The sequence below is a fragment of the Stenotrophomonas sp. STEN030 genome (assembly GCF_056759995.1).
In genome coordinates, this window is record NZ_JBRREB010000055.1 from 1 (window position 1) to 15,990 (window position 15,990).

Below are 15,990 nucleotides of genomic sequence, written 5' to 3' on the forward strand. Positions count from 1 at the left end.
AGCTGGGCTCCACCCCCACCCGGCGCGCGGGGGGGTGTCCCCAAAAAAAACCAATCTCTCACCCCGGTTTGCCCCGGTTTGCCCGAGCAGGACTCAACGTGAGGTCTTGAATTTCACCTCAACCCGACGGTTCGGCAGCAGGCATTCCCTCAGCTTCGCCCCGCTCATGCCGTCGCAGGCCTGCACCTGCTCGCTGTCACCACGCCACTCGTACTTGATCGAGTCCGCAGCGATGCCCTTGCCGATCAGGTATTGGCGAACGGTCTGGGCGCGGCGTTCGGACAGGCCTTGGTTGTATTGATCCGTTGGGCCTTTCAGACGGTCGGCGTGGCCGATCAGCTGCACGCCAGTAATCTGCCGCTTCTCTTCACTGGCACGACGCAATACCTCGTCCACTGAACGCAGCGATTCCGGACGGATATGCCGCTGGGTGTCCTTGTCGAAATCGAACACCACGTTGGCGGTGAGCACCGCCTCCTGCGGCGGCACGACTGCCGGCTCCACCTCACACTGGCGCGCCAGGGCTTCGGCGTCGTTGGTCAGGTCTTCGGCGATCTGGATATATGGCTTTGAGTGCCGCCATTGCTGCTGGTTGAATTCGTTGCCGGCATGCACCAGCTCCACTTCGCCACAGGCTACCGCCTGCTGCGCACATTCAAACCCCGGGGTTCCGTGGATTACGCGCAATCGCTGCCACAGATCCTCGCGCAGGCGGCGTGCGTCATTCACCAACGGGGTATCCGTTGGCATCGGTGAGACGCCCCGCTCCATGCCATCGATCAGCTTGACCGACTCATCCAAGGCCAGCTGCGGGAAGTCGCTGCGGTCATTGCGGCTGTACTCGTGGAAGGACACATCCAACCAGCATTGCGCCTTGGACAGGTGGTAATCGCGTACAGGGCGGCCACCGTCGTTGAGCGCCTGGATCCTGTCCTGGGTGGCCTGGTAGCGCGAATGATCCGCGTACAGCGCCTCGTCGGTGATGCGCGCTTTCTGCGGCAACAACTCAGTACGTTGCCCGGCGCTGGGCTGCTGCGCCAACAACGGCGCCGTGCAGGCCGCGCTCAGCAGTATTGCAATCATCAATCGCGTACGACGAGGTGTCATGTCAGGGTCCTCAATGCTGCGCCGGCTTGCGGTAGCGGTTGTCGTCGCGACGGAAAAGATCTTCGTCGAATTTGAAACGCAGACGGATGAAGGCGCCTTCGTCGGTGTACTCGTAACCGGCCAGATCCCGGTCAGCCTCGAAGCCAACGAAGTTATAGCCCGCCGACAGCCACAGGTTCTGCCGCAGCAAGCGCCCTATTTCCATGCCGTAGGCGTACTGGTTGCTGCCGTAGTCGCCGCGGAAGGTGGTACCGAGCACGCCGACATCCCAGTTCTCGGTTATGTCGTACACGATACGGCCCGACAACAGCACGCCTCGGAAGCTGTCTTCAACACGACTACCGTCGTTGTATGCGAAACGGTCCTTCTGCCACTTGGCAGCGATGCGCCCCGTCAGCCACCACGGCCGCGACGGATGCCAGTCGGCATGGGTGGAGACGATATGCGCTGCAGTGCGGATGTCCTGACCCACATCCTGCTGCAAGGCGCCGTCGATACCCATGCCACTCTTGTCCGACTCCAGCTTGTACTCATACCGGGCCAGTGCATTGACACGGTTCCTGTCGGTATCGCGGTAGGCGACACCGAGCTGGAAGCGATCCTGCATCACATCACCACGTGACTTGTAGTCGGTGGCCAGCAGGTAGTTGCGCGCAAGCAGCGTCCAGTCACGATTGAGCTTGCGTGCCCACATCAGCTGGAACAGCGTGGTGTTGAACTCCTCGTTGGTGGCTGGCGTGCTGTCCACATCGCCGGAGATGCGGTACTCCAGGCGCATGGCACCGCGCCACAGCGGGTTGGCGCTGTAGTCCAGGCCCAAGGCCAGCGCGGTGGAATCGCCACTGTCGCCGTCGTATATCTTGACGTGCTCGGCGGCGGTGCTCAGGCGCAGGCCTTCGCGCACGCTCCAGTCGTTGCGGATACCCGACGCCATCTGCACATCACGCCCAGCAATGGCATCACGCAGGCGGTACTCGCTGAACACCTGGGTGTCCTTGAGGTAGGTGCTGTCCACACCGAATACCAGCGCATCACTTTCCCTATCGGTAGTGGTGATGCCGTACGCGCTGGTCAGACCGGTCTGCTTCTCGTAACGGCCGTATAGCCGATTACGCTCGCGCAGCTGGTAGTCAGCACCCAGGGCTACCCGGTTGCGGTCTTCGCCATTGACGTCCTGCTCGTACTCACCACCCAGCACCAGCTTATCGGTGACCTTGTAGCCGGCACCAACGTGCACGCTGTCCGATTCCAGCTTGGTGCCGATCGGCAAGCTGCTGGTGGGCATCGTGCCGCCACTGCGGATGATTGGCAGGCCGGTAAGCGGGTCCAGCGGCTGCTGACCAAAGCCCAGCGCCCCGCCGGCCGATCCCGTGGCAAACCCGCCACTGAGACCGCCAGTGCTCCCGAACGGCGGCAGCGTCGACCACGGCGAGTAGGCACCGATGGTTTCGCGGATGCTGCGTACGCCAAGATCCAGCGTCAGCCGCTTGGTCGCGTCAATGCGTACACCTGCACCGGCCGCATCGCGGTCGCCGCCATCGGGATTGCGGTCCTCGCTGCGCATTGCCTCCACGTACACCTGGAAGCGCGGATTGACCGTCCAGTTCAACTCCATATCGTATTCACCGCGCCCGCCGTACAGCGGCGAGGACGGGTTGTTGAACGCCGGGTCACTGCGGCCGGCAAACAAACGCGCATCGAAGGCCTTGCCGTCGTGGGCGAACTCAAGCCGGTAAGCATTGCCGCTGATGTCGCCGCTGAGGTTCTGCAAGCCAGGCGTTGCGTACTGGTTGATCGAGTTGGTGTTGACCTCGCTTTCGGTACGCGCCGCTTCCAGCACCATCCAGGTGTTGGGGCCGAAACGGAATCCCAGGTTGGCACTGCCCATTTTGAACGGTGCGAACGGATTTTCGTCGTTCACAAAGGAGCCGCCGGCCTCGATGTACTTGTTGACGCGGAACTGCGCATCAACGCCGTACACCCAGAATTTCTCCGTGCCCTGGTCCAGCTCATAGGTCACCCGCAGCGAGATCGGGTTCAACTCGCTGTCGAAGGCCGGCAGGAAGCTGTTGAGCAGGATGCGCCCGGAGAACGGCTCGAAGCTGTAATCAATCAGCCGCCCCAAACCACGCACATTGATGATGCGGCTTGGCTGGTTGCGGTCGCGGGTAATTACTTCCACCCGCTCGCTACCTTCCAGCACAGCGCTGTTGCGCAATGCGTACGGGCCACTGCCCTGGCTGGGGAACTCGTCAATCACCTGCCGCAGCGAATCTTCCATGGCGAACACATTGCCGCGCACCCGTTTGCCTTCGAAGTGCCAGCCGAACCCGGTGGCGGTGCGGTTGTAGGTGCCCAGGCTGCGCATCACCGCCTTGCCGCTGGCACTGATGCCGGTCTGCGTGGTCAGCGTGTCGCCGGTCTGGAAATCGCCGTACATCATGTAGCTGCGGTTCTTGTCGATGCGCACGTACAGGCGCTCGGCCGAGCGTGCATCGAAGCCACGCAGCGAGGAGTCGCCATACACCGGATAGAACTCTTCCGGTTGGATGTCGCGCAGCAGGCGGCCACGTACTTCCTTGTCCGAATCGTAGGCGGCGGTGAGCAGGTACTCGCCCTTGATCTTGCCCTTCACGAAGAAGGCGGTACGTGCGGCGGCATTGGCCTTGCCACTGTTGAAGCTGCGCTCCCAGCGGCGGATATCGCGGTCAAAGCCATCATCACGGCGGGCGGTATCCAAGCTGGCACCGTTGCGGAAGTTGACGATGCCTTCAACCAGACCGGTCGCCAGCAGCTCGCGCATCTCCGGCAGGAAACTGACCGTGTTCTCGGCGGTGACGCCTCCCGAGGTGATGCGTACCAGCACGTCCTGCGGCACGTCCGGTGCCAGCAGGTCGAACTCGGCGCTGCCATTTTCTACCGGCAACTGGATGCCCGGCGTGCCGCGGTCGGCGTCCAGACGACCTGGTCCGAGCTCGTCGGTGCGGCCGCCGATCAAGCGTACCCGGCCACCGCTGTACTCGATGGTGGCGAAGCGCTTGCCCGGCAGCAGCTTGCCATCTGCTCCCAGCAACTGCACCCGCACATGCACCGGCGACTGGCCATCGGCCGGCACACCGTCGCGGTCCACATCCACCCGCAGCGTGTCCACATCAGCATTGACGCTGTAGTCGACCGCTCCGGACTGCATGTTGATCGCCTGCGGCGGCGCATCGGTTGAACCCAGCGACTGCGGGTTGGCAATCGGGCTGGAGCTCAGTGCACCGTCGAAACGATGACTGTCTCCCAGCGTCGCGACTTCTCCGGCACTGGGGCCACCCTGCGCGCTGGCAGCAACCGACGCTGCCGGCAGGCCGCCATCGGTGGTGTTGGCGACCGCCATGCTGCCGGACTGCTCAGCCGCAATGCCAACACCACGCTGCGCCGGTTCCGGCCGCACGGTGCCACGCGGGGCAACAATGCCCGGCATCTGGTTTGCCGAATCGGTAGCGCCGATGGGTGCACGCAAGGGCTGCGCCTGGAAGCTCAGCGGCAGACCCGGCAGCTCCGTTTCCGGCGCACCGATTTCGCCCTGCGTACGGCGGGCCTTGACCTGTTCCAGCACTTCGTTGGAACCGCTGCCTTCGATGAAGTCGGCACGGTGCAGCTCACCGTTCTTCAGATCGATGAAGAGGCTGTCAGCATCACCGAGGTTGCGGTTGCTGCTGGTGGTCAGACGCGAGCCGCGCGGCAAGGTGCTGGCATCCACCTTCAGCGTGTGGCTCTTCGGCGCCAGGCCGCAGTAGCTGTACTTGCCTTCCGAGTCGGACACCATCCAGGTGCCGTCATTGAAGTAGAAGCGCACGCCCGGAATGCCGATTTCTTCGCGGTCCTGCAGGTGGTTGTTGTTGCTGTCCACGAATATCTTGCCCAGTACGCAGGCCTCATCGGTGAACACGCCACCGGTGACACGCACGCGATACTGCGCAGGATTGGAGGTCACACCGCCCGGGTAGGGATACAAGGTGCCCGGGTCGACGCAGCCGCCTTCGGTGGAGCAACCATGCGCTTGGGCGCGGTTGATGCCGTCGCCCTGCATAGCGCCCACGCCGATCCGCACGCGGTAGGTCAGCAGTTTCTGCTGGCCCTGGCGGATGCTGCCGACGTTGAACACCAGTCGCGGACCGGGTTTGCCGAACGGATCGGCAATGCCGCCACCGTCTACCCGCGCCGTGCCGTTGATGTAAGTGAAGCCCGGCGGCAGATTGTCGATGACGTTCACCGTCTGCAGCGGTTCGCCGGCGGTCTGGCGGATGCTGATGGTGTACAGCATCGTGTCACCCACCTCGACCACCTGCTTGTCACCGGTCTTGCTGATCACCAGGCCCGGTGCCACCGCCGGATCCAACGGCAAGTGGTTGTGGACGATATTGGCCGTGGCCGAGCCAGCAAACAGACCCAGGAAGTACTGGGTGCCTGTGCCAACCGGTGCGGTTGGTGCGGTCGCCTGCGGCTGCACCTTGTAGGTAGTGCCGGATATGTCGGGCGGCGACAGGCTGCTGGTTTCAGCAGGAATCAGCGCCGAGCGGAAGGTATAGCCGGCCGGCGGCGTCACCGTCAGCTGGAACTCACAGCGACTGGGCGCAGCCGGCCCCAACAGGAACTGGTAGTAGCCATCGCTGCCAACCGTCATCGAGATCTGATTGCCACTGATGCTGTAACCGCCCTGCCCGCCATTGAGCACGCCGGTGGCCGGGTCATAACCGGCACACATGCCGACCGGCGCCAAGGTCACGATCGCACCCTGCACCGGGTTGCGGGTCACTGCGTCATAGACCAGGCCACTGGGGTCTACCGGCAGGCTCTGCTGCGGCAGGTTCTCGCCAGCGCGCAGCACTACTTCCAGCTGGGTGATGCCGTCGCTGTCGATGCGACAGGTGCTACTGGTGCCATTGGCAATCGCGCTGCTTGAATCGCACGGCGCAGGCGGCCCGGCTGCAGTTTCGCCGGTCACCGGGAAGCCCCACAACACACCGCTCTGCGGGTGACGGAAGCGCACATCGAAGCGCGTGCCCGGCAGCAGATCATTGAAACGGTAGCTGCCATCGGCGCCGGTGTTGGCAGTGCGGATGACTGTGTTGCTGACCGGGTCGAACAGCTCCACGGTCCAGTTCTGCAGGCGTACGTCGCCGGCATCGAGCTGCGCATCATCACTGCCGATATCGAACCAGACTGTGCCGGACAGGGATGCGGCTTCCTGCACCTGGGTCATCAACCGGCAGGCGTTCTGGGTGATGGCCGGGTCGCAGATCGGCAGCTGGGTTACATCGCCATCAAAGGCACCCTGTTCGGCCGGGGACGGCGCGTGGTCAGCATCTTCGCCACCGCCACGCACGATCACCGCGTTATGGATCGGCGATGCCGCTGCGGCCGCTGCGCCCACCGCCACGCTCACACTGATGGCATCAGGCGAGGTGACGCCACTGGCGAGAACGGTGCTGCTGATGCAGCTGAAACGATCGGCACCGGGCGCTCCGGTGCAACTCCAGGCGCTACCAGTCGGCGTAGCGGCCAGGGTCACGCCGGTCGGCAGACGGTCATCCACCTGATAGCTGCCAACCGTTGGCTGCGGCCCGATGTTACGGACACGTACGGTGTAGGTAGCCGCGTTGTTGACGGTGAAACGGGTCGGGTCGGCGCTCTTGCTGACCACCAGGTCCGGTGTATCGGCGACCTCGCCGAAGTTCTGCTCGATGGAGTTCTGCCCCAGCGCCAAGGTGATCGCACTGATCGCCGATGGCACCGTGCTTACCGGGGTGGCAACGCCCATGGTTGCGCCATTGACGGTACCCGGCGTGGTGATGCCGTTGGTGGTATCCGGTGGCTGGTTGGGCTCGGTAACGGTATAGGTGCCCGGGCGCAGGTCGTCGAACAGATAGGCACCGTTGGCATCGGTGACCACGCTGCGCGGCGGCACTATTGCACGTGCGTTGGGCAGATCATCGTTGCCGGTGAGCTGCAAGGTGACATTGGCAATGCCTGACTCGCCAGCATCGATGATGCCATTCTTGTTGTTGTCGTAGTACACGCGCCCGGCGATCGACGAAATGGCGATCTCGCCGAAGTTGTTGTCGATGCTGGCCTCATCCACGGCCAGTACGATGGCGCTGATGACTGACGGGGTCGCGGCTACCGGGGTGACGGTGCCACCACTACTTCCAGCGACGGTGATGCCATTGAGGGTATCTGCAGGCTGGTCGGGCTCGGTGACGACATAGGTGCCTGGCAACAGCCCGGCGAACAGGTAAGCACCATTGGCGTCGGTGGACTGGCTCAACGCCACCGTTGCATTGTTGGCATCGGTACCGCTCAGGACAATATCCACCCCGGCGATGCCGGTCTCGCCACTGTCTATGACGCCGTTGTTGTTGGCATCCAGCCATACTTTGCCAGCCAGCGACGCGCCGATTGGTTCCTCGCCAAAGTTGAAGTTCAAACCTTCACTGGCACCGATACCCAAGCTGAGATTGATCTGGCTGATGCGGTCGGTAGTGTTGGCGTCGCCCGCCAGCGCCGTTCCAGGTACGCAGCCGCTGGTGCATGCCGCACCGTTGATGGTGCCCGGGTTGACCGCTGTTGCGCGGTTCCGGTACATGCCCGCAGGCAGCGGCTCGCGCAAGGTGTAGGTGCGGGCGGGGTCCAGATCGATGAACTGATAGGCACCCGCTGCATCGGTGGTAGTGGTCTGCAACACGGCCGAGGTGGCTGCGTCCAACAGCTCGACAGTTGCGCCTGCAATCGCCGGGTCACTACCCACGGTAAGCAGATTATTGAAGTCGGCATCCACGTAAACGAAGCCGGCCAGACGCGCGTTGTTCAACTCCGGGAAGTTGTAGCGCACGCCAGTGCTGTCCACCGGCACCACAATCGCGCTGTAACTGGAGTTCGGCGCACCCGCTGCATAGGTGCCACCAAACGAGGGCGCGAACGGCCCACTATTCGGTGGATCGACCGGGCCATTGGCAAAGCCCACCGGTTGTGTCTGCAAGATGCTGTAGCCACTCGCATTGGAAGGAGAAAGATTGCCGAAGCTGTAATCGCCATTGGCATCGGTGGTCGTACTGAGACTGACCGCGTTGCCGTACTCATCGGTACCGCTCAGCGTCAGCGCAACGCTGCCGATGCGCGGCTCCACTGCGGCGGCCTGCGGAACACCGCCATTGCTACCACTGCGATCGCGGTCCTGGAACACCGTACCGGCCAAGCTGGAAGCGGTGACATTGATCGGTGCGGTAGCGGTGTTGTTGCCTGCATTGGTGTCCACTTGCTCGGTGCCGACGGCAACCGTATTGATCGCATTGCCGCCGGGAGGAATCACATCCCAGCGCACCGGGATGATCACCCGCACGCGACCATGATTCGCCCCCTCGGAGGTCACATCGCCCACGTTGCAGGTGACGTTCTGTCCATTCTGTGTGCAATTGCCGGTTCCGTTGGGTTGGTCATCCGGCAAGGTCGCGATGTCCGGGCCTATCTTCCGCCAGCTGATGGGCGTCCCGGTAACCACCATGTTCGGCGGCAAGGTATCGGTAATCACCGTACCGGTGCCATTGAGTGGGCTGGAACCGTTGCGGTCGCGCGACAAGCTGTTGCCGGGGCCGTTGTTCTCCACGTCGAATACCCAGTAGAACGGCTCACGGATCGACACCGAACTCAGCACGGGCGGCAGCGCAACACTGGGGTCTGGATTCGGCGGAGTGAGTCTGGAAACTGCTCGCTTGCTGATGGCAAGGTCCACCTTGCTGCGGATTGCGGTGGTTTCGCCCTCGGTGTTGTTGCCCAGGTTTACTTCCGGCTCGGCGCCGGCGGCCACAGCCACATTGTTGATCGCGTCACCACCCGCCCCCGGCTGCGACTGGTATTGGTAGCGCAGGTACAGCGTAGTGGTGGCGCCGGCTGCAATCAGCCCTTCCACCTCGATGCCAGGGAAGCCTGCGCCCGGCACTTCGCACTTCACCGTCAGCGCGCTTCCCGTGGTCGGGTTGGTACCTGCGGTCAGCGGGCATCGAATGGTTGTGAACGGCCCACCCGGCGAAGGCGAGCTACCGATAAAGCGCAGCGTCTTGCCCGCTTCCGGGGTAATGGTGTCGGTGATGGTCACGTTGCTCGCAACCGACGGCCCGAGGTTCTGCACGGTCACCCGGTAATTGATGAAATTCGAGCTGGGATCATTGGGGTCGTAGGGCAAAGGATCGACGCCACCGGTGAAGCCGGTGTCGTCCTTGTTCACCACCAGGTCGATATCACCATCGCCCACCGCCACGGTAGCCGTCTTCTCATCATCGGCAGACGTAGCGATGTTGTTGTACTGGTAGTCGCCCCTGCCATCGGTGCCGCCACTCGGATCCGGGACGCCATCACCATTGAAATCGAAATAGAAGTCAGCGGTGTTGTTGTAGACACGCAGGCCACCGCCAACGATGGGATCATCCAAAGGCCGGATCACTACCGTCATGGTTTGCTGCTGACCGCCAGGGATATCCAACGGCGTGCAGGTGAGCACCAGCGTGCCTGCTGCTGCGCCGCGGGAGGTGACGTTCTGCAGGCCACCACTGCCCGGTGAAAGGGTCACACCACCGGTGACAGTTGGAACGCAAAGCGACGTTCCGCCACCACTCCGGATGTCGTTCACCAGGGTGAAACCCGGATCATCAGCACGTAGATTGATCACATCGCGGAACACCACACCGGGTGCCAGCGACGGGCCCTCATTGCGGTATTCGATGCGGTAAACCGTGTCTATGCCAACCTGAGCTGGGTCACCGGAAGTAATCCTCTTGGCCTCGGTCTTGACGTTGGAAACACGGGGTACGCGCACATAGTCAGAGCCAGTATTGTTGCCGGGGTTGATCTCGCCGGCCGCGCCCGGAACCGATGGGTCGATACCCGCACCTGCGGTGTTACACCATGCGCCGGCAGGTGCCTGCACCGCACCGCAGGCTGCCGCCGGATTGGAAGCGCTGTCAGCCAGCAGACCCGTCAGATTCACCACGATGTCTACAGGGGTGTTCGCAAGCAGCGGAGTAGCCCCGGATTCGCAGTGCAAGGTGCCTGAAGCACTGACCGAACAGCTCCAGCCAGGCGGCGCAACCGCACTGCCCGAGGTGACGCCCTGCAGAAAGCCCGGCAACGTATCCTCGATCACCACGCCGCGGGTAGCATCTGGCCCGGCATTGCGCACCGTGATGGTATAGCTCATGCCGGTGTAGCCGATTGGCAAGGTGTTGTCGGCGTCACCCGGGCCATTGGTGCGCTTCTCAATACTCAGGTCCGCACGCAGCGGCGAAGGCGTGATCCCGGCGCCGTTGCAGTTGTTGTTGCCGTTCGGATCGCCCAGGCCACTGCCGGTGCCCGGTCCTGTCGAGCCGCCGCTACCACCGGTACAGGCAGTGTTGGTCAGCGGGGAGCCTTCAGCATCGGGGTGAGCGAAGCTCAGCAGCTTCAATGGGGCAGCGCTCTGTCCCATTGCCAGCGGATAGGGACCAGTGAAGTCACAGGTCACGGTCTGCCGCGAAGGAGGCGGCGCATAGGCTGTAGCTGTACAGGTCCACGGCGCGGTGTTGGAAGGGAAGTACTCTTCGCCTGGAGCAAGTACGTCGACAACCTGCACGTCGCTGAGCGCTTCCGCCGGGCCCTCATTCTTCACGTTGATGGTGGAGGTGATGATGTAACCGCTGTTGGCCGGCGGGACCCCCGGGCCAGGCCAGGTAGGCGCCAGTTGCGGCGTCTTGCTCTTGCTCAAGCTCAGATCCGCGCCATTGGGCAGTACGGTGAAATTGGCGGTGCCATTGTTGTTGCTGCTGACCGGATCGGGCAGGCTGCCGCTGACTGCCGCGGTGTTGCTGATCGGACCGCTGCTGCCGGGCCCGGTCAGCGGCACACGGGCGACTATCGTGAAAGTCGCGCTGGCGCCAACTGCCAGCGTTGCGGGTGCCGGCAAGGAGCAGGCCCGCTGTGTATTCGCGCCGGTGGTGGTGCAATTCCACCCGGGCAGAGTGCTCGCACTTTCAATCAGAAAGCCGGCCGGCATCGGGTCGTTCCACGACACGTTTTCAGCTGGACTTGGCCCGTTATTGGTAACGGTCACGGTGAAGGTGATCAATTCTCCCGGCAGACCCGGGACCGGCGATGCGGTCTTGCCAATTGCAAGGTCGGCGCCTGCCGCAATAGCGACGGCAACATCGTCACTGTTGTTGCTGGCATTCGGATCCGGCGTACCCACCGCGTTGACCGTGGCGGTGTTGACCACGCTGCCACTGGCGACGTTGACCTTGCCCCTGAAGGTATAGCTCGCACTTTGGCCTACACCGAGCGCTCCGCCATGGGTGCCGTTCTGGTCGACGAACGTCCAACCGCCGCTCACACTCTGCGCGCTACCCGGTACAAACGTAACCCCGCTTGGCAAGGTGTCGGCGACATTGAAGTTGGTCGAGATGCTGGGTCCATTGTTGACGACGGTGATGGTGTAGGTAACTTCAGCACCAGCTACCACCGGATTAGGTGTGGCGGTCTTGCTCAAGCCCAGATCACCGGCCTGTATCAAGGTGGTGTTCTGCGTGGCCAGGTTGTCGTTTACGTTGGGGTCCCCGGCGAAGAAGGGATCGTTTGCGGGCAGGCTTCCAAGCGGAATGCTGGCGGCCGGAGCGGGCTGGCGACCGACCGCAGCCGTGATGTCGATCGTCGACGGTCCCAAGCCTGCAGTACTTACCTGCAGATTGATGGAGAAAGAATCATCGTTGTCGAGCGGCTGCGGAATGACGCAGACCACACGCGTACTCACCACAGCGTCAACGTTGCAATAACCGGGCAGGTTTATAGCGCTCGTTCCGGCTGGAATATCAAACGCGGCAACGGCGTTAGGCACCGCTTCCGGTCCGCCGTTGTGAATGGTCAATGTGTAGTCGATGACGCCGCCAGCAGGGATCGGGTCGGCGGCTTCGGAGAGACTCACGATTTCCAGGTTGGCCGCAGCAGCTACCGGCATCCAGCCCAGCAACAACAGCAACAGCATCGGGCCGAGAAAATATCTCAGCCAATGGCGAGCAACACCATCACGCCGTACCGCAGTATCCGCTCCCAGCAACTGCGACATCGCCAATCTCCAGAACTTCCACCACACGAAGGAATCCGCAGCACATCGCAGCGATGCGCCGGCGCCAACACGTCATGAACGATCTACAGCCCGAGGCATGCGTCACTGACAGTGATGCCTCGTCCCCAATTTTGGTGAGCCTGAATGCCGGCTGAGATTTGCATTGGATTACGTGAAGGCAATGTCAATTCTTCTGACACTGAAGTGCATTCCCTAAAGGAAGATCGCGTTATTGAGAACCCGAGACGTATTCAGCATCCAGTTGTCACAAGAGTTCTATCGAAGTAGCAGTTTCACTACTGAAGCCTCAATCGGCTCCCGCACATTGCTTTGATCACCCATATTGATCAGCCCACACCATCACGCATTTCGCGTGGATCTGAACCTGCTCGATGCCGCTGCGACAGGCATGCTCCGATCGAGGAAGTGCCCTTCCTGTGGCGCCGAGCAGATACCCGCAGGCAGAGGCCATGCGGAGATACCCCATTTGACAGGTCATGACACGCCAGCCATGAGTGTTCGGGTCTGAAATCGGGAACTCGAGCTGGCGTAGTTTCCTACCGTGCCTATGCCGTTCATTGCAGCAGTAATAACCGGCACCCCCAATCCTGAAACGAGGTTTGATTCCCGATTCAGACGACGACAGACGTCGCTCCTGCCCAGCCACTGAAATTCGACATCAACAATGACGCTTTGCAGTCAGCACGCCATGCCGGCCACACAACACAACTGGCGAGCACACAACTTCCCTGCGCCAACGCAGGCGTATCGGCCCTCCGGATACTCGGCGGACCAGCCAACCAGCCCGGCCCGGTTCCGCCTGCTAATCTTGGCGGTCATGGATGCCATCCCTCCCCAGCTTTCCGTCTCACCGGTCACCCGCCCTGCTGCCCGGCGATGCCGGTTGGACAGGCATGGCACCAAGCTAACCCTCTCCAATGTCTGATTCATCCGACAACGCACCACAGCACTACCGCTTGGATGACCTGCGCATCGATGTAGCGCGACAGCGCGTGATACGTGACGACGGCCAGGAACTGGACGTCTCCGGGCTCAACTTCCGCTTGCTGCATTACCTGCTGACCCAGGGCACCCGGGTGGTCGGCTTTGATGCATTGATCGCCAACATCTGGGCCCCGGCAGTCGTCAACGAAGAAACCGTTACCCAGCGGGTTCGCCTGCTGCGTCAGGCCTTGGGCGATGACGGCAGGCAGGCACGTTACCTGCGGTCGGTACGTGGCCAGGGCTACCAGCTGTGCAGTGAGCCTGTTGTCGAGGAGCCTGCAGTGGGCGCAGCTTCGCTACCCGGCTCCAAGCGCCGCTGGATCATCATCCCGGCTACGTTGCTGTTGCTGATCGTGGCCGGCGTTCTTTACTGGCAATGGCCGTCCCCGAATCCAGTAGCCGCCTCGCCGCTGCTGCAGCGCGCGGACTACTACGCCAGCATCGGCCAGCGCGACAACAACGAGCGTGCCATCGCCCTGTATCGCCAACGTCTGCAGGAAGCTCCTGATGATGTGCAGGCACAACTCGGCATTGCCCGCGCGCAGGCCGCGCGCGCCTGCCTGTACAACGGCAGCAGCGAGGACACCGAGCAGGCATTGCAGCTGGCGCAGGTGGTGATCGCGCGCCAGCCCAAGCTGGCATCTGCGTATGCGGCATTGGGCTATGCCCACGATTGCCGTGGCGAGATTGACGCTGCGCTGGCCGCCTATGAGCGTGCAGTGCAACTGGACCCGGCCGCGGATGCCAGCCGCGCCTCGGCAGCCTATCTGTATGCCCGCCAAGGCCGCTTGAGTGATGCATTGGCTGCAAATCTGGCCGTACGCGCACCCGAGCGTGTGCGCTTCTGGGAACTGCAGGTCGCATCCAACCTTGATTTGCTGGGCTATTCCGCAGCGGCGGAGACACGTTTCCGGCGCAGCTTCCAGCTGTATCCGGACAACGTGTTCTCCAACATTGCCTGGCCAAGCTTCCTCTACGAGCACGGCCGCCCCGGCGAAGCGCAGGCAGCGCTGGATGAGGCCTTCGCCCGCCGTACCGAACATGCCTCGCTGCATCTGCTGGCCACGGAGCTGGCACTGCAGCGCGGTGATGTCACTGCCGCGCAAACTGCGGTGCAAGAGGCGCGGGCACTGCGGCCACAGGCCAGTCTGCCAACTACCCTCGCCTGGATCACCGGCGCCGAGCCCAAGCCGGCTTCACAGGAACTGCTGGCGCGTTCGGCCGCGTTGCAGGCCGGGCTTGCTCAAGGCAGCGACCCATTCGATGGGATTGAGGCCGGCTTGCTGGCGGACCTGGCAGGCGACCGCCACGCCGCGTCGGTGGCATTGCAGGCGGCGGTAGCCGTCGGTTACCGCAACGCCGGCTACCTGCGGGCGTCACCGTTGTTTGCCGAGCTTCGCAAAGATTCCGGCTTCGCCCCGCTGCTGCAGACGATGGAAGCAGCCGTGGCAGCTGACCGGGCGCGAATCATCGCTTCCGGTCAGCTGCCAGCCGATGCGCAGGCGATTACGGTAGCGCGCTGAGAACGTAGTCCTGCAGCAGCTTCTGGGTTTCCTGATGCATGCCGCGCTGGTTGAAGCGGGTACGCGTCACCACAACCACCAGCTGCTTCTCAGGCACTACGAACACGGCATTGCCACCATTGCCGGACATCGCCCAGGCATGCACCGGCTTGCCACTGGCAGTGAACGGGAAGCGCCAGATCTGGTACCCGTAGTCGGCATCGAACGGGGTCTGCGCGTGCACCTCGGTCATCGCCCGGGTCCAGGCGGCCGGCAGCACCTGTTGGCCTTTCCAGCGCCCGCCATCGATGATCAACAGGCCCAGCTTGGCCAGGTCGCGACTGCGGTATTCGGTACCGCCACCGCCCATGCCCACACCTTCGGACGAACGGTTCCAGACCGACCTCTCGATTCCCAAGGGGCGCTCCAAGACCTCGTCGGCGAAGCGCTGCAACGGCATGCCGCTGGCCCGCTCGACAATGGCACCGAGCATGAAGGAATTGGCGGTGCAGTAGGCGAAGGCGCGCCCGTGCGGGCTGTCTGCCGGCCGCTTGTTCCACGACGCATAGCCGCGTTCTGGCAGGTCAAGGGCGAAGCCGGTCCAGTCGGCGCTGACATACATGCGCTCCTCATGCCCGGCCGAGTACTCGTTGTTGTCATCGCATTCCCACTGCGCGCTCATCGTCAGCAGGTCTTCAACCGTGATCGCGCTCTTGAACGCGCCCGGGTGGGCCAGCGTCCGCTCCGGGAAGAAGCTCAGCACCGGTGCGTTGACCCCGCTGATCAGGCCGCGATCGATGGCGGCACCAACCAGCATCGCGGTCACGCTCTTGGTCAATGAGCGGGTGTTGTGCAGGGTGCTGCGCTCGGCGCCGTTGAAGTAGGCCTCGTGGATCAGCGCGCCCCGGTGCACCACCAGCACGCTGGTGGTATCTGGCGCCTGGCCGCCGTTGATGGCAGCGTCCAGCGCGCTGAAGCGGGCGGCATCCAGGCCATGCGTGGCGGGAGCGGCGAGCGTCCAGTCATCGCTGGTCGGCAGCGGCGCGGCGGTGATGGCGGCCGTGCTCAGCAACAGCGCGGCGAACAGGGGAAAGCGGATCAGCAGTGACATCGGGGTGCTCCTTGAGTGGAGCGTCCAATCGAACATTGTCCCGGATGAAGCGCCTGATGCCTGGATGAAGATTTATGAAGTCACTAGCAATCAATAACTTGGCAAGAGCCGGGTCAAAACCGGCAAAACCGGGG

General features: G+C 62.9%; 4 protein-coding genes. 1 reads left to right on the top strand and 3 read right to left on the bottom strand.

Annotation, left to right across the window (positions count from 1 at the left end):
- Positions 1-93: 93 nt before the first annotated feature.
- Together ACVOLR_RS16600 and ACVOLR_RS16605 are read right to left on the bottom strand one after the other, a co-directional pair.
- Positions 94-1,107 carry an OmpA family protein gene (locus ACVOLR_RS16600; protein ID WP_481537422.1) on the bottom strand — a complete coding sequence of 338 codons (1,014 nt, stop codon included), beginning with the start codon at positions 1,105-1,107 and terminating at the stop codon, positions 94-96.
- A 10-nt stretch (positions 1,108-1,117) separates the two neighbouring features.
- Positions 1,118-12,238 (bottom strand): SdrD B-like domain-containing protein, encoded by an 11,121-nt coding sequence (locus tag ACVOLR_RS16605; RefSeq protein WP_481537423.1) that lies wholly within the window; start codon positions 12,236-12,238, stop codon positions 1,118-1,120.
- Positions 12,239-13,176: 938 nt separating this feature from the next.
- Here ACVOLR_RS16605 and ACVOLR_RS16610 point away from each other — a divergent pair.
- On the top strand, positions 13,177-14,766 hold the full coding sequence (locus ACVOLR_RS16610; RefSeq protein WP_481537424.1) for a winged helix-turn-helix domain-containing protein: 1,590 nt from the start codon (positions 13,177-13,179) through the stop codon (positions 14,764-14,766).
- On the opposite strand, the gene ACVOLR_RS16615 is transcribed toward ACVOLR_RS16610, so the two are convergent.
- The gene (locus tag ACVOLR_RS16615; protein WP_481537425.1) at positions 14,750-15,856 is read right to left on the bottom strand and encodes a serine hydrolase domain-containing protein; all 1,107 of its coding nucleotides are present in this window, start codon (positions 15,854-15,856) and stop codon (positions 14,750-14,752) included. The two genes, ACVOLR_RS16610 and ACVOLR_RS16615, sit on opposite strands and share 17 nt — an antisense overlap.
- Positions 15,857-15,990: the final 134 nt, after the last annotated feature.

What these genes read in the sequence shown, in the direction of transcription:
- ACVOLR_RS16610 (WP_481537424.1), top strand. Translation starts at nt 13,177, where the DNA reads ATGTCTGATTCATCCGACAACGCACCACAGCACTACCGCTTGGATGAC.
- ACVOLR_RS16615 (WP_481537425.1), bottom strand. Translation starts at nt 15,856, where the DNA reads ATGTCACTGCTGATCCGCTTTCCCCTGTTCGCCGCGCTGTTGCTGAGC.
- ACVOLR_RS16605 (WP_481537423.1), bottom strand. Translation starts at nt 12,238, where the DNA reads ATGTCGCAGTTGCTGGGAGCGGATACTGCGGTACGGCGTGATGGTGTT.
- ACVOLR_RS16600 (WP_481537422.1), bottom strand. Translation starts at nt 1,107, where the DNA reads ATGACACCTCGTCGTACGCGATTGATGATTGCAATACTGCTGAGCGCG.